Annotated in this window: 15 protein-coding genes and 2 pseudogenes; 12 read left to right on the top strand and 5 right to left on the bottom strand. The window is 43.6% G+C overall.

The genetic code is table 11. From position 1 onward, the window contains the following. Positions 1 to 5: 5 nt before the first annotated feature. Both BMW94_RS07290 and BMW94_RS07285 read right to left on the bottom strand, forming a co-directional pair. Complete coding sequence (locus BMW94_RS07290; protein ID WP_090996424.1) at positions 6 to 1,313, bottom strand: replication-associated recombination protein A; 1,308 nt, start codon at positions 1,311 to 1,313, stop codon at positions 6 to 8. A 53-nt stretch (positions 1,314 to 1,366) separates the two neighbouring features. After that, positions 1,367 to 2,245, bottom strand: coding sequence for a LysR family transcriptional regulator (locus BMW94_RS07285; RefSeq protein ID WP_090996421.1), 879 nt, complete (start codon positions 2,243 to 2,245; stop codon positions 1,367 to 1,369). Between the two features lie 162 nt (positions 2,246 to 2,407). Here BMW94_RS07285 and BMW94_RS07280 point away from each other — a divergent pair, with 162 nt between their 5' ends. Together BMW94_RS07280 and BMW94_RS07275 are read left to right on the top strand one after the other, a co-directional pair. Next, positions 2,408 to 3,148, top strand: coding sequence for an SDR family NAD(P)-dependent oxidoreductase (locus BMW94_RS07280; protein ID WP_175480628.1), 741 nt, complete (start codon positions 2,408 to 2,410; stop codon positions 3,146 to 3,148). Positions 3,149 to 3,176: 28 nt separating this feature from the next. Further along, positions 3,177 to 4,079, top strand: coding sequence for a DMT family transporter (locus BMW94_RS07275; RefSeq protein ID WP_090996414.1), 903 nt, complete (start codon positions 3,177 to 3,179; stop codon positions 4,077 to 4,079). 135 nt (positions 4,080 to 4,214) lie between these two features. Here the strand turns inward: BMW94_RS07275 and BMW94_RS07270 are convergent, their stop codons facing one another. Then, complete coding sequence (locus BMW94_RS07270; RefSeq protein WP_090996410.1) at positions 4,215 to 6,401, bottom strand: HelD family protein; 2,187 nt, start codon at positions 6,399 to 6,401, stop codon at positions 4,215 to 4,217. Positions 6,402 to 6,747: 346 nt separating this feature from the next. Here BMW94_RS07270 and BMW94_RS07265 point away from each other — a divergent pair, with 346 nt between their 5' ends. From BMW94_RS07265 to BMW94_RS07245, 7 genes and pseudogenes are all read left to right on the top strand, one after another. Then, positions 6,748 to 7,131, top strand: coding sequence for a hypothetical protein (locus BMW94_RS07265; RefSeq protein WP_139209320.1), 384 nt, complete (start codon positions 6,748 to 6,750; stop codon positions 7,129 to 7,131). Between the two features lie 16 nt (positions 7,132 to 7,147). Then, a pseudogene (locus tag BMW94_RS31260) lies at positions 7,148 to 7,354 on the top strand (hypothetical protein); the annotation flags it as partial. Positions 7,355 to 7,465: 111 nt separating this feature from the next. Beyond that, positions 7,466 to 7,597 carry a hypothetical protein gene (locus BMW94_RS31125; RefSeq protein ID WP_302847994.1) on the top strand — a complete coding sequence of 44 codons (132 nt, stop codon included), beginning with the start codon at positions 7,466 to 7,468 and terminating at the stop codon, positions 7,595 to 7,597. A 45-nt stretch (positions 7,598 to 7,642) separates the two neighbouring features. Then, positions 7,643 to 7,972, top strand: a complete 330-nt coding sequence (locus BMW94_RS07260) for a transposase (RefSeq protein WP_368086905.1) — start codon at positions 7,643 to 7,645, stop codon at positions 7,970 to 7,972. Positions 7,973 to 8,394: 422 nt separating this feature from the next. Further along, positions 8,395 to 8,904 carry a MauE/DoxX family redox-associated membrane protein gene (locus tag BMW94_RS07255; RefSeq protein WP_090996401.1) on the top strand — a complete coding sequence of 170 codons (510 nt, stop codon included), beginning with the start codon at positions 8,395 to 8,397 and terminating at the stop codon, positions 8,902 to 8,904. Between the two features lie 4 nt (positions 8,905 to 8,908). Further along, a complete protein-coding gene (locus BMW94_RS07250) occupies positions 8,909 to 9,559 on the top strand; it encodes a hypothetical protein (protein ID WP_090996397.1) in 651 nt (216 codons plus the stop codon). Between the two features lie 220 nt (positions 9,560 to 9,779). Next, positions 9,780 to 11,564: an ABC transporter ATP-binding protein gene (locus BMW94_RS07245; protein WP_090996394.1), complete on the top strand. Its 1,785-nt coding sequence runs from the start codon at positions 9,780 to 9,782 to the stop codon at positions 11,562 to 11,564. Positions 11,565 to 11,864: 300 nt separating this feature from the next. Here BMW94_RS07245 and BMW94_RS30875 read toward each other — a convergent pair. After that, positions 11,865 to 11,969, bottom strand: a pseudogene (locus BMW94_RS30875) (IS30 family transposase); the annotation flags it as partial. Positions 11,970 to 12,140: 171 nt separating this feature from the next. After that, positions 12,141 to 12,350: a hypothetical protein gene (locus BMW94_RS30870; protein WP_254790156.1), complete on the bottom strand. Its 210-nt coding sequence runs from the start codon at positions 12,348 to 12,350 to the stop codon at positions 12,141 to 12,143. A gap of 1,033 nt (positions 12,351 to 13,383) precedes the next feature. On the opposite strand from BMW94_RS30870, the gene BMW94_RS07235 reads away from it, so the two are divergent. The 3 genes from BMW94_RS07235 (at position 13,384) to BMW94_RS07225 (ending at position 14,834) form a co-directional block, all read left to right on the top strand. Continuing rightward, on the top strand, positions 13,384 to 13,698 hold the full coding sequence (locus BMW94_RS07235; RefSeq protein WP_139209319.1) for an ISL3 family transposase: 315 nt from the start codon (positions 13,384 to 13,386) through the stop codon (positions 13,696 to 13,698). A 5-nt stretch (positions 13,699 to 13,703) separates the two neighbouring features. Beyond that, a complete protein-coding gene (locus BMW94_RS31255; RefSeq protein WP_368086904.1) occupies positions 13,704 to 13,817 on the top strand; it encodes a transposase in 114 nt (37 codons plus the stop codon). Positions 13,818 to 14,168: 351 nt separating this feature from the next. After that, positions 14,169 to 14,834 carry a winged helix-turn-helix domain-containing protein gene (locus BMW94_RS07225; RefSeq protein WP_175480611.1) on the top strand — a complete coding sequence of 222 codons (666 nt, stop codon included), beginning with the start codon at positions 14,169 to 14,171 and terminating at the stop codon, positions 14,832 to 14,834. Positions 14,835 to 14,912 lie beyond the last annotated feature (78 nt).

The following is a 14,912-nucleotide window of genomic DNA, read 5'->3' as shown; positions in this document are numbered from 1 at the left end:
CGATCTTACAGCTCTCTGCGCCGCTGCTGGTTTAGACGAATCTTGGATTCATTGCCTTGTTCCGTTGCTTCATAGAAAACGCGGCGTGAGAGCTGTTTCGGTAAATATTCCTGCTTCACGTAATGGCCCGGATAATTATGCGGGTATTGGTAGCCTTCATGTCCCAGCTTCACTGCACCGGAATAATGGGTATCCCGCAGATGAAGAGGGACCTCAGCTGATTTCACCTCATCGATGGCATTCATCGCTTTCGAGATCGCAGTGTACACCGCATTGGACTTCGGACTTTCAACAGCAAACAGGATCGCTTGAGCAATGTTCAGCTTGGCTTCAGGCCAGCCATTATTGCGATAAGCATCCAGCGCCCCAATGGCCTGGGTCATCGCTTGCGGATTCGCAAGTCCAATGTCTTCACTGCTCGCTGCAATCAGACGACGTATAAACGTCATCGGGTCCATGCCCAGCTTCTCTACCGCATACAAAAACCAGAACAGTGCTGCATCGCTGGAACCCCGGATGCTTTTATGAAATGCCGACAACACATCATATTGTGTCGATTCATCTGCCTTCACAATCGGACGACGAATAGATTCTTCAGCTACATCAAGCGTAATGTGAATCGAGCCGTCCTTCTCAGGCGGTGTAGTCAGTGCAGCAAGTTCCAAGGCGTTCAGCGCACGCCGAATATCGCCATTTGCCATCGTCGCAATATGCTCCAATGCCTCCTCGTCTGCCTGCAGGTCCATGAATCCCAAACCTTTATCCGCATCTGCCAGCGCTCGGCGCATCGCAATCAGGGAATGCTCTTTGTTCAAAGACTCCAGCTGAAACAGCGTGGAACGGCTCATCAAGGCCCCATTCACATAATGAAAGGGATTCTCTGTCGTTGCGCCGATAAAAATGATCGTGCCCTTCTCTACTGCGGGCAGCAGCGCATCCTGACGTGAACTATTAAAGCGGTGTACTTCATCGAGGAACAAAATAGTTTTTGTTCCGTACAACTGCTTGTTCGTTTGCGCCTGCTCGATGACTTCACGTACATCTTTGACGGAAGCATCCACCGCATTCAGACGGACGAACTGTCCTTGGGTATGCTGGGAAATAATATGTGCCAATGTCGTCTTGCCACATCCCGGAGGACCATAAAGCAAGATGGACGAGATCTGATCCGCTTCAATAGCGCGCCGAAGCAATTTTCCCGGTCCAATAATATGCTCTTGCCCAATATATTCATCAAGCCGCTCTGTCCGCATGCGGTCAGCGAGCAGTCTTGCTTGAGGTTCTGAATCTTGCTGAAACGAAAATAAATCCATTGCTCATCACTTCCTTAACGGATTGCCTTTACTTGTTCCTGATAAATTTCTGATTAATCGCTATTCTCTATCATATCATACTCCCGCGGCAGCATACCCATAAATGCGCCAAGCGCACTGCTGACAAAGGCATCCTTGCGCGTAATAAAATGAGTCATCATCCGATTCATGCCTGCCGGGAGTGTGTGCTTGCGCAGTGATCCATTTTTGATCTGATGCCGAATGACGATTTCGGGTAACAGTGAAATTCCCATGCCGGATGTAACCCCGCTAATAATCGCTTCAAGGGTTCCAAATTCCATAATGACCGGACGGGTTACACCGCTAGCCGATAACCATTCCTCCAAAATCTGACGATACGAACATCCCATGCTGTAGACCAGAATCGGTTTACTGGTGAGTTCTTCATCTTCTGGTCCCATACCGGAGGAGACAACGAATAGTTCTTCATCGAATACGGGAGTAGAAGCAATATCAGGGTGATCACATGAACAACCGATAAACGCTCCTTCCAATTCATACCCAATAACCTGATCCATAAGCACTTGAGAGTTACCTGTAGTCAAAGATAAGGAGACAGCCGGATGCTGTTTATAATATTTCGCAAAAAGCTCAGGTAAACGTACCGCTGCGGCAGTCTGCGTGGAGCCTATGCGTAGTGGTCCAGAAGGTTCAATTGTAGAGCTCAACGCTTTACCCGCCTCATCGAGCAGGCCTACAATTTTATCCGCATACGTCAGCAGCATCTCACCTGCTGGAGATAACGTCATCCCCCGATTATGACGAATAAACAGCAGTGTCCCTACTTCGGATTCCAGATGTCGTATCCTTGCTGTCACATTGGACTGCACGTAACCGAGGCGCTCCGCAGCTCGGGTCAGATTCCCCTCTTGTGCGACACATTGAAATATCCTTAAATCCCCACTTTCCATAGTAACCTCCCAAATAAAACGATATCCATTCTGACATCATTTAAAATGATATCTACTCCATTAACAATCATTATACAGTATAGCTGCTTCGAGCTACAATCGGGGTAATCAGAACACAGCAACTTACTACTGGATGAGTTCACTTAAGGAGTGTTAATAATGATCAACTGGACGAACACTGTAGCTTTGGTAACCGGAGGCGGTACGGGTATAGGCCAAGCTACCAGTATACTGCTCGCTAGTCGTGGAGCAGCCGTTGCCGTCAATTACTCCCGTTCCCAGGATGAGGCCGAAGAGACTGTAGAACATATTCTGAATGCGGGAGGTCAAGCTTTTGCAGTTCAGGCTAATGTGGGTTCCGATGTCGAGGTTCACCAAATGGCCGCCGCTATCACTGAAAAATTTGGCCCTGTGACCGCGCTCGTAAATAACGCCAGCATTACGCATCATATCCCAATGAAGGATCTGGAATCCGTAACGGATGACATATGGAATGAACTATATGACGTCAATGTTAAAGGCATGTTTTACTGCGCACGAGCTGTAGCGAAAGGAATGCAGCAGGCAGGTCAAGGCGCAATCCTTAACCTCGGCAGCATAGCTGGCAGCACAGGATCTGGGTCCTCCCTTCCTTACGCCGTTTCCAAAGCAGCAGTACACGGTTTAACGAAGTCTTTGGCACATGCGCTATCCCCCGATATTCGAGTTAACGCCATCATTCCGGGTGCAGTCGCGACCCGTTGGTGGGCAGGAAAGGAAGAACAGATGCATCGTCTGGGCGGTGAGTTATTATTACAGCGAATAGCGGCAAGCGAAGATATTGCACATATGATATGCGCCGCGTTGGAGCAGCCATCCATGACCGGGCAACTGATTACAGTAGATAGCGGTCAGACGTTATGAGCATAGGAAGCGAAAGGGAGGAATCCTGATGAAACCTTTAAAATATACGTTGCTGATCCTTGTTACAACTCTCATCATGGGAACCTCGTTTCCCGTAGGCAAAATCGGCATGATGTATGCTCCTCCCTTTTTGTTAATGGGGCTTCGCTATATATTGGCAGGAGCATTACTTGCGTGGATCATCAGAAAACATCCTATGCCTGTGGGTTGGAAACAGTGGATGCAAATCGCTGTAATCGGTCTGTTCCAGTCGGCGGGAGTGATGGGCTGTGCCTACTACAGTATGAACTGGATCAGTTCGGGAGAGTCCGCCATAATCACCTTTACGAATCCGTTGCTTGTCATCATCCTGAGTGCTGCTCTATATGGTGTATCCTATCGTTTTAGCCAGTGGACCGGTGTGATTCTCGGATTTGTCGGAGTGGCGTTGACCTTTGGATTCCATCTGAGCTTGAGTCCTGGGACATGGATTGGGTTTGGCGGCGCTGTCTCCTTTGCTGTATCCACGTTGCTCATTAAGCGCTGGGGAGCTGCTCATGATACATTTGTGCTTACCGCTTACCAAATGCTCGCTGGAGGCGCAGTTCTGCTTCTACTGAGTGTCTTTACAGAGCAGCCTCATTTTATCGTAAATACAACGTCCATCGTTGTCCTGGTATGGCTGACGATTTTCTGTTCCATCATTCAGTTTACCCTCTGGTTTTATTTGCTGCAGAACACAGATCCTGCCCAAACCAGTTCCTTTCTTTTTCTGGCGCCGCTGTTTGGACTGCTGTCGAGCTTCGTCTTGTTGGAAGAGCATGTCGGCTGGATTGTGGGTGCAGGCGGGGTAATGATCTGTCTGGGGATTTTCCTGGTTAACCGACGTCCCGTCAGTCATAACTCAGCTTTGGATAAACCGGGTTTGACCCAACGTACACCTGCAAGTTAACTAGCAGAAGAATAACAGCGAAACTTTAGGTGAGCCACTCGATAATAATACTCATCTGAAAAGTACAAAAAAGAGCATGGTGCTTTAACAGCGCCATGCTCTTTCTATATTAATGCTATGTTCAACAACAAGGTTTCACTCTGCCTCGCTGTCAGGCCAACCCTGAATGGCAACAGACTCGCCTTCCGGATTGTGGGTTGCAGCAGCATAGTCTGGCAATGGGCCGTCGTGGAATAACCACAGTTCGTGCAATGCCCGTGTACAGCCAACGTACAACAGCTTCGCATCACCCGCATTGGGCAAATAGTGTTTCTCATCGCTATCCGCTACGATAACTGCATCAAACTCCAACCCTTTCGACAAATAGACAGGTAAAACGGAATGACCGCCTGTGTACTGTTTTTTGCCGCCGTCAATCAAGTTCAGATCCCAGCCTGCGGCCTGGAGTTCATGGTGAAGCTCCTTTGCCTCACGCAGGGTACGGGTCAGAATAGAGACTGTGCGATAGTCTTTGACCGTCAAGAGCTTCAGAGCCTGTCCGAGGCTTGCTGTGCGCCCTTCTACCCCATAGGACAATGTCCGTACAGGATCACCACTCCGGAATACAGGAATTGCCGTAATACCGCTTTTGACGCCCCGCTCCAGAATCGTATTGGCATAATCGATAATTTCCATTGTCGAGCGATAACTCCGAGTCAATGCAAAGTATGCATTCTGTTCCTCGGGAAACAGCGAACTCATCTCTTCCCACGCGTGAACACCACGGTACTCATGAATGCCTTGGGACAGATCCCCCAGTATGGTGAAAGAATGCCCTTTGACAAACTGATCCAATAGCGCCACATGAAAAGGAGAAAAGTCCTGCGCTTCATCAATGACGACATGATCAAACCGCTCCGAACCCTCAATATCATGGACCAATGTATGAATGTACACCAATGCAGGCAAATCCTCTTCACGGATGATATCCTGCTTCAGATCTGCAGCCGTTTGCTTCATCACAAATTTGGGAATAAGCCCGCTGAGCGAGGCTGGCACAGAGCCGCCCTTTGCAGCTTTGAACAGCTGTTTATATAACGTAAGCGGCTCGTATTGAGGCCATTTTTTGGCATAAGCTTTCTCACGAGTAGACGCTTTTTTCTTGCGTTCTTTGCGCACAGCTTCTGGCATCGGTTTCTTAAGTTCCATCTCAATCCAGCGGTGAATACGCGCCATGACCCGCTCTTTGCGTTTCGCCAGCGGATAATGTTTGTACTCATCCCCGAACCAGTTCTCAATCTCGGCTTTGCTGAGCACTGCACCATCCCATGGACTGAAGTCCATATCGGGTACCGATTCCTCTTCCATCCCGGACAGCCACTCCCGAATCAGTTCCATGAAGCGGATCGAGCCTTTATAACGCCCAGGCACATCATCATTGAGTTCAGGACGTGCATCCGGCGTTTCAAACCAAGTGTTCAAAGTCTCCGACGTGTCTGCCAAAGGCAGGTCTAACCCCAGTAAGTTCATCGCCCAATCCGGGAATGTACGCTGCTGAATATCTCCTACACCGAGCTCTGGGAGTACATCGGATATGTAATCCAGAAACATGTGGTTGGGTGCGAAAATAACCATTTTCTCCGCTGATACCTGTTCCTTGTATTGATATAGCAAAAAGGCAAGCCGATGCAGTGCGACGGTTGTTTTACCCGAACCGGCCACACCCTGAATGATCAATGCGGTGTTTCTCGCCGCACGAATGATCTGATCCTGCTCCGCCTGAATGGTGGATACGATATCACGAAGCTTGTTGTCCTTGTTCTCACCCAATCGATACACAAGGAATTCATCTGATACGGCTGGCTGGTCACTGTCCCGATTGTACGTATCCGCCACACGTTCCAATATACGCTGCCGAATGACAACGTTTCGTTTCAGATAAACCAGGCCCTCAATAAGTCCCTCTGGGGCTTCATACATTGCGGAGGCTTCCCCTCCGGTAAATGAGTAAAACAGGCTTGCGACAGGAGCACGCCAATCGATGACGAGCGGATGCTCTCCCACCTCTTCGCGGTCTACGCCGATTTTGCCAATATACAGCGGTTTCCGTGCACCACTGCCCTGTTCTTCGAAATCCAAGCGTCCGAAATAGGGTTGCTGCGCGCTCTTGGACAAGGCGGTGCGGCGCTCTTCACGTCCGGCCTCCAGCACTTGCTCTGTGAAGTCGTGGCCGGTGTATACCGGGATATTCTGCAGCCGTTCCAGCTGACTGTCCACTTCCTTCATCGTTCGCTCTAACCTGTACTCTTCTTCTTGATAGGCACTTTGAAAGCTGTCTGACATGTTTCAGTTACCTCCTAAGAATATGTTTTTCTGCATAGTCAATCGCTGACGACACAAAAGGATACCCACCATATCATATAGAGCAACTGAAAGCTACATTTTTTTTGATAATGTATAAGTGTATAAGGCACACCCAATAAAATAACAGAGCAAAATGGTGGTAACATCGTAAAGGGATGGCAGAGGACTGAAGAAGCTGAAAAATCCTTCGTGATATGTTTTGATTGGATTCCCAAAAGAACCAAAACATAGCAAATGATGTATTCAAATGGTAACGCAATGGTTTCATAATTGCAAAGAATTTCTGAAAGGTGCCGTGTCATCACTGAAAGGATCTCACAAGTGGATGGCATTGACCAAACTAACGAAAGAGGTTGGCCGAGGCGAATCAATGCTCGTCGCACGGACCTTCCAGGTCAGTCAAAATACAATCGCCAAAGGGATGCGAGAGGTGGAAACTGGCGTTGAGATCACCGACCAATTCCACGAGCGGGGACGACTTTGGGCTGGGGAGAAGTTGCCGGGCTTGCTGAAGGACATTCAGGCCATTGCAGACGGCCAGTGCCAGACCAATCCAAGCTTTAAAACCGAAAAGCTGTATATGAGGCTGACGGTAAGGGAAATTCGAAAGCAGTTGATTTGGGAAAAGGGCTACACGGATGAGGAGTTGCCCACCTTTCAAACGATCCACACCAAAGTCAACGGGTTCGGCTACACGCTGAAGAAGTAAAGAAAGCCAAACCGTTAAAAAAATCGAGCAAACGAACGCGATCTTCAGCAAACTGAAGGAAGTCCATGAAGAGACGAAAGGTCAGAGCAACGTGGTTCGCCTCTCAATCGATACCAAAGACCGTGTGAAAATCGGCGATTTTTCTAGAGGTGGATTGAGTCGCAGTAAAAGTGGCGGATCACGATTTTTCCAAGACCTTCGTCACACCGTTCGGCATCCTTGATGTGACCACTGACGAGGTCGCGCTTTCGTTTACCCAAACAAAGAGGTGACCGCCGACTTAATGGTGGATGAGATCGAACGGTATTAGATCATCGAAGATATGCTGAAACGGTTGCCAGCATCCATCGAAACCTTGTATTGCCGCGGCGACAAAGGCTTTGGCGGAGAAGCCATGTACGCCGCCTGTGAAGAGCGGATGATCGGCTATGACGATCAAAATGAAACGAAGCAACCCGCTGTTTAGAAGGCTTTAAGCCGGCCATGGTGCAGGTTTCATGAAGGCACCCACATCATCGAATACACCGAATTTATGTACCAAGCGAACGGATGGAGTATCCCTCGCCGCATCGTAGCTGTGCGTACGAAAGAAGTGGTGGATGACGAACAAATGGCGCTGTTCCCGGAATACGGTTGGGAATACGAATGGATCGTAACCAACCTCCACTGGGAGGGTGAAGACCTATGGCGTTTCTACAATCACCGCTGCGGGATGGAAAACTACATCAAGGAAGCTAAAAACGGATTTGCTTTGGATGCGATTACGAATGATGGTTTTTATCCCAATGCAGCCGATGCGATGCTCAAGATGATTGCCTACAATGTCTACCAAGGCTTCTAGCTGGAAATCGGTCCGCAGGAAGCCAAAAAGTATACCGTATCCCGGATGAGACGTGTCTTCTGGATGATCCCAGCGGTACTGGTTTCCCATGCACGACAGTGAACACTTCGGCTATATTTTCAGGTAGTAGTAGTTGTTGAGTCCGCTTCCAGTCTTGATCCTTGATTTCGTGGCGTCTTAGCATAATTTTACAGGTCCCCTCGTCATTTCGTCCGGTAAAATTATGCCCCGGTGTTGCTTTTGAAGCAATAGCTAGTTGTTTTCAGACACGCCCTAAATAAAAATTTAGCTTAACCTTAAATTTAATTGGATGTTAGTTTACTAACTGAGTGATAGGCTTATATCAAATTATATTTAGTGAGCGAAAAAAATTCTACATAACTTCGGGTCGGGAAGAGTTTATATGGAGGGAGGTGACGAAATTGGATGTAGTTCTTTTTATTAAATTGATGATTGCAACAATATTCTTAAGCGCTTTTATATCTAAGGTTAAAAATTTTCAACCATTTGTAAACACTGTCAGCCAATTTGCACCTATCCACAGTAAAAGAATATTATACCTTGTGTCGTTAATGGTTGTTGTATCTGAAGGAGCATTTCCTATTATGTTGTTTATTCCGGAGTATAAATTGGTATCATTGATTGCAATCATCTTGATGTTAAATGTTTTTAGCATATTGGTTATAAAAAAAATTAAGAATAACTCAACAATAAAATGCAATTGTGGAGGTTTTTTAGGGAATCATGTCATAAGCAAGGAAATACCTATAAGAAACTCTGTGTTATCCCTAGGGTTAATATACTTATTTTTCTCCTATCCAACTTCAACTTCAATTAAACAATTAGTTCTTATGGAAATAGCATCAGTCTCTATATTGTTTGTCTATTTCTTTATTAGAGAAGCCAAAACTATTTTACAAAGTAGGAGGTGATAGTATGGAAAATCTGATTCTGTTAGTTTCAATTTTAATAGTCACTATGATAGTGATTTTTGGATATTATCAGTTGCAGATAATGAAAATGAATAAGAAAATACTGGAGGAAATGAGTGAATTAAAAGTCCAAGTCCCCAGCAATCCGGATAACAAGCTATTCCCACTTGATTATGGTTTGGAAATGAATGACGAATTTCCTAGTGTAATAGTTACAGACCTTTTGCATTCAGAAGCCACTTATCCGTATAAGTTAAGTGACACTAGAGAAAATCTTATATTGATTACAGGAATTGGATGTCAACCTTGTGAAGAGGCTCTCATTAGATTATCTCATTATGATTGTAGTCAAATTGAGCAAAATATTGTCCTTTTATCGTTTGATCCTCCTCAAATAGTCCATGAAAACATTCGTGAGAAGCACCTAATGCTAGTCGAAAAAATTTCTGGATTTCAATTAATAGTTGGAGAAAAAGTATTAGATGATTTAAAGGTTAATACCTTTCCAACCCTAATCCGTGTAACACCAAATGGACAGGTAATGGGAACTTATTCAGGTCACTATCAGTCCATAGTCAACCATTTGCAATTTCGCTCTGATTTCGTAGATCCACATTTCATGAAAGGAGGTGAAAAAGATGAATTGTCCTACTGAGTGCTGTGTGCGTAGATGTACATTTAAGCTGAGTTGCTTTGGTTACGAATCTTGGACTGACTGTTCTAGCTGTCCATCTAGTTGCTCCTATTGGATTCCACCAGCTAAGTGTGGTTGTTAATAAAAACAGACATATTTAGCGAATGCGTTAAAAGAACTCAATTACGCAATTGAGTTCTTTTGGCGCATCAAGTCTCACTAGGATCGAGGCATATATTTAATGAAAATCAAAGAAAATTTAGCATGTGCTATAAAAATAATAAGAATTTATAGATCAGTTTCCCCCGTTGGTTTATTATGGATAATTCTCTTGTCCATTTTTATACCGTTACTACAAAGTTTAATGTTGGTTTACACTGAAAAAGTGGGAGATTCTCTCGCTGGTGGACGAGCTAATGTAATTATTTTTCTTTTATTTATCCAAAGTGGTTTATATTGCTTAACACAGCTATTTTTGCTAGCTAACAATATGATAGAGAATAAGTTGAACCTCAAATACAATTTTCACTTAAATACTTCTTTAAAAGAGAAGCTATCCAAAATCAAAATTGCTTTGCTTGATGACACGGAAATGCATAATAGAATCGTAACTGTTCAACATATTATTCCCCAAATCGGCGTGTCATTATTATCGAGCATACTTACCTTACTTCAAACAACTATATCCATTTTAGGTATGATTTATATACTGAGAAACATTCATTTTTCCATCCTTATTTTGCTAGTTTTATTTAGCCTCGTAAATATTCTTATTTCGAATATATTTAACAAAGTACAAATGAATATTTACAACACTACAAGTGAAGATATGAGAAAAAAAGAATACTATTCTCAGTTGTTTTTTAATCGGGAATTAATGTCCGAAAGCAGAATGTTCCAACTTCACAAATTTTTCTTAAAAAAATGGGAAGCTGTTTTCTGGAAGGTAGAAACACCGAATGTGAAATTGATGAATAGAAGGAGTGTACTTGCATCTTCAATTCAAATATCAATTAATTTACTTCAATTAGTTATGCTTATTATACTAGTTAATACTTCTGGTTCAGCCTTATCGGTAGGTACTTTTATTTTACTTACACAAGCTATATTACAGATTCAGGGACGTGCTAATGAGCTCGTAGCTTCTTTAAGCCATATACATCAAACATTTACTTTTCTTCCGCTGTATTTTGAAGTTCTTAATTTGCCAGAGGAAGAGCAGGATCAAGGAAGAGAATTCAGTGAACTAAAAGAGGGGATTGTGGTAAGCAATCTATCTTTTAAATATATAAATTCGAGTTCTAGGATACTGGAAGACGTCACCTTCTCTATAAAGAAGGGGGAGAGGGTCGCAATAGTCGGACATAACGGTTCCGGAAAGACAACACTCGTTAAATGTATGCTTGGTTTATATGATGAATTTCTTGAAGGATCAATCTATTATGATGGTCTATCAATAAGTGATTATAATAAAGATACGTTAAGGAATAAGATTGCCGTACTATTTCAAAACTATGGAAAGTATCCACTTAGTTTTAAAGAAAATGTAATAATAGGTGATTTAAAAAATAGAGATAATGAGGATCTCTATAACCAAGCGTTAAAATCAAGCAACTCTTGCAGCACAATTAGTTCACTTCCAAATGGATCAAACACTAGCCTTGGCCCTGAGTTTAATAAAGGTATCGATATGTCCGGTGGACAATGGCAAAAGACAGCCCTAGCTAGAGTATATTTTCGAGATGCTGATATTGTTTTTTTAGATGAGCCTACTTCTGCAATAGATCCTGTCTCAGAAAATGAGATATATAAACATTTTTTTGGAATTTCAAAAGGAAAAACATCTATTATTCTCACCCATAGATTAGGGATGTGCAAATGGGTAGATAAGATAATAGTTTTAGAAAAAGGCCGAATAAAAGAAATTGGTACACACAATGAACTACTAAACAAGGAATCTTTGTATAGAGAAATGTTTTTGGCACAGTCAGAATGGTATATCGCTGAAGAAAACATGGTTGAATAAAATATCCTTGGGAGTGTAAAATTAATAAATAGAACCTTTGGAAACGACGGAAATGGGACATACTAGACCGATCAATAATCGAATTCGGAGGGAACGAACAGGACAATGAAATTTGGGAGAATTCGGGAGTAAACAATACATCTGGACAGTGAAAAGTTCTATCGAGAATTTATCAAATGATGGATTGTCAAGCCAAGTGCGACAGTTCCTCTGAAAAGGATTGTGAGCGGTCTCCAGCCTAAGCATTTTCGTCGTCTTGATCAAGCGTAGAGCAGTCTCCAAGGCTCCATCCGTGATTTGGGCGAAATCGGTCCCCTTGGGAAGACTCCCGAAGAGGCCATTGGCATTCTCATTGGAGCCGCGTTTCCAGCAGCAATACGGATCTACGAAATACACCTGTACGCCACGATTTTCTTCCAAGCTGGCGTAACAGGCAAACTCCTTGCTACGGTCAGCGCTAGCGGTTTGAAATGCATGGGCAGGGTACTGTGAGGCCACAACCCCACAAAGGCAATCTCCATCGACAAAGCTGTACGGTCAGGCATGCGAATCGCGGTGTACAAACGGGTTTTATGCTCAACAAACGTAGCCACACAACCCTTGCTTTTCCCCACGACTTGAAACAACGAAAACGAACTCTTTGGGGCGCTGAGAAATCGTCTTGCCCATGGCAAACTTGCCCCGCTTTTCCACTGGCTTCTGCCGCTTGCCTTTATGCCAGAGCACGGTGAGCTTCCCTTTTGCCAACAAGCCTGCATAGAGCCAGCGATAGATCGTTTTAAGCATACCATCGCTTGACCCTCCTGACGCAATCGCTCGATGATCTGCTCCGAAGACCAGGTCGCCTGAAGCTTTTCCTCGATGCTACTCGCCAGCTCTGGATTCCACTTCCCTAAGGGAACTGAAGCCTTACGGCGCTGGGCATAGCTCTCCTGGCTAATGGTGCCATGATGTCTGCCAAGCTCCTTGGCCATCGCTCGGGTACTTTTCCCCTACTGATAGAGGATTTTTAGCCTTGCTGCGCTCGATTAAGCTAAGTGTGTGTAGCTCATGGTGGATTCTCCTTGTGTGAATGGGGTGTGAGAACTTTCATTCTACACGAATCCGGTCATGGGCCCTTTGTTTATTTATTTCCAGTGAGTGTTTCACTTCATTTTACAATCCATCACTCCTTGGTATCACTGGTTCTTCACCGATTTCAGAATAATGCTATGAGAATTTCGGGTATAGACAAATTCCGCTTGTGTTGAAGTCGAAAGTGGGCTAAATTTGACGCTTATACACGAGTTATGAGATAATATATATAAATCTATAAATGAGAAAAAAATACAAAAAAATCATATATACCCACTAGTTCGGTTTAAAGCGCTCCACATCTATCTGTAAAATCAAGATCGACTTCCCCTTGCTAAATGCCACCAACTTCGGCAGTATCAAAGTCTTTCGCTTCCTCGCTAATAGTTCGCGGCTATGTCTGACTCATAAATACTGCTTAGTAAGAAGATTAGTAGCAGCGGTATGACAAATGTAGACTTCAATGAGCAGTAATAACAATCTGATTTCAGACATGTTTAGAACAGCTTTGTAATTGGAATATCCTTGGGGATTGACTCATATTGAGTTTGACGATCAAGATCAATCCTGGCATTTGTTTGATGATTTTGCAAGAGAAACTACCTTTGCGGAACGTCATGTAAAGCTCACGACACGGAGAAAAAACACTGGCGGCACTTGGATTTCTGGGACTGGAATACGTTCATGCATTCTAGGCTGCCGAGCGTAAAATCCAACATGTGCGACTAGAGTAACTCAAGTATCTGTGAAATGGGCCAGATCGTTATCCCACTTTACGCTGTTGTTTGACGCTTGGGCGATGCGGTTGATGATTGAAATACCTGTTAACGCAGCAGCCCACGAACTCCGTGGGCATGACGCTCGTATGTGGCTTATTTTCTATCACTATGTGGATAAAGCCATCAAAGAACTTGATCTCTCAGACGTAAAACGGATTGCCATTGATGAAACGTCTTTAAGGCGCGGATATCGATACATTACCCTGCTCGTGGACGTGGATCATAAAACAGTCCTGTTTGCAGGGATGGATACGCTCAAACGCTTTAAGGCGCTTCTGTAAAGCAGATTGAAGAGGTTTGCTTCGATATGTCACCTGCTTTTACTAATGGCATCCAAAAGTACTTTCCTGACACAGAGATTACGTTTGATAAATTCCATGTAATGAGGCCGGTTGGCTAAGCCATGGATGAAGTGCGAATCCACGAACAATAGCAAGAACCTGAACTGAAGTGCACAAAATATGGCTCGGCTCGTCGCTGTTCGAAGTGGGTTGACCTAATTTTTATAGACTGAATTTACATGAAGGAGCAGGCATGATAGGCTAAACCCGTCATGAGAAACCCTTGTGGTTTCTCCCTTTTGCATGCCCGCAGAGGCTCGATGTCAAGTTACTCTATCAACCACGACCTATATTAACTTGTCCCACGAAGTATAGCGAGTAGCCAAAGATGAATTATTCTATTTCATTCCTTTTACAACAAAAATTTATTATAATATTGAAAGAAAGGGGCGCAGAAAATGGAGGTTCTTATGTTTTCAAATAAACTTTCCAATGAGGAACCTATTTTAAAAAGCATTTTTAAATTGTCCGAAATTAGCTTAACCCAAATTAACGACCAAAGTAAGTTAAAAAAAATCATTTTAGAACAGCATAAAAAATACCTAGCGGTTATTTTAGATTTACAAATTTGCTCGAATGATGATCTTAGTTTCTGGAAACAACTATTGGATTTATCGCCACTCCCTATCCTTATTTTCAGTGCAGACAGCTCAAAGATATATCATGATATACAGCAACAGAAAGCGACAATACATTTAGCAAAACCTATTACAGATTTTTGTCGCTATATTCATAATGAAAAAGAAGAAAAACAAAGGCCTGTCGATGTGCTAGAATATATCCAGCTTACTAAAGAGGTTTTCTTTAATATTACCGGACATTGTATAGGAAAAGATAGTAGATGCACTCCATTATCATCTACAGAATTCAAGTTGCTATTTCTATTAGTCAGGAATCGAGGAAAGATATTTAGTTCTCATGAGCTCCTAGATCAACTGGATCTTCCAGGACTAGCAACATTGTATGTACATATCCAAAATATCAGGTCAAAAATCGAAAAAAATCCACATGATCCACAAATTTTAATAAACCATCGAGGAAGAGGGTATTTAGTAAAAATAGAAGATATAGAATAATCATCCATGACCTCTCACTCGAAAACCTAGTGCATAATTTCGAAATATACAAATGGTTAAATCCACTATAAAATATAG

The organism is Paenibacillus sp. OK003 (assembly GCF_900109515.1).
Classification (GTDB): Bacteria; Bacillota; Bacilli; order Paenibacillales; family Paenibacillaceae; genus Paenibacillus; species Paenibacillus marchantiae.
Note: the sequence above shows the minus strand (reverse complement) of the source record. Positions and strands in the feature narration are given on the sequence as shown.

Excerpts from the sequence above, each read along its gene's own strand:
- BMW94_RS07270 (WP_090996410.1), bottom strand. The coding sequence starts at position 6,401 with ATGTCAGACAGCTTTCAAAGTGCCTATCAAGAAGAAGAGTACAGGTTA.
- BMW94_RS07245 (WP_090996394.1), top strand. The coding sequence starts at position 9,780 with ATGAAAATCAAAGAAAATTTAGCATGTGCTATAAAAATAATAAGAATT.
- BMW94_RS07225 (WP_175480611.1), top strand. The coding sequence starts at position 14,169 with ATGTTTTCAAATAAACTTTCCAATGAGGAACCTATTTTAAAAAGCATT.
- BMW94_RS07290 (WP_090996424.1), bottom strand. The coding sequence starts at position 1,313 with ATGGATTTATTTTCGTTTCAGCAAGATTCAGAACCTCAAGCAAGACTG.
- BMW94_RS07275 (WP_090996414.1), top strand. The coding sequence starts at position 3,177 with ATGAAACCTTTAAAATATACGTTGCTGATCCTTGTTACAACTCTCATC.
- BMW94_RS07250 (WP_090996397.1), top strand. The coding sequence starts at position 8,909 with ATGGAAAATCTGATTCTGTTAGTTTCAATTTTAATAGTCACTATGATA.
- BMW94_RS30870 (WP_254790156.1), bottom strand. The coding sequence starts at position 12,350 with ATGCTTAAAACGATCTATCGCTGGCTCTATGCAGGCTTGTTGGCAAAA.
- BMW94_RS07285 (WP_090996421.1), bottom strand. The coding sequence starts at position 2,245 with ATGGAAAGTGGGGATTTAAGGATATTTCAATGTGTCGCACAAGAGGGG.
- BMW94_RS07265 (WP_139209320.1), top strand. The coding sequence starts at position 6,748 with ATGGCATTGACCAAACTAACGAAAGAGGTTGGCCGAGGCGAATCAATG.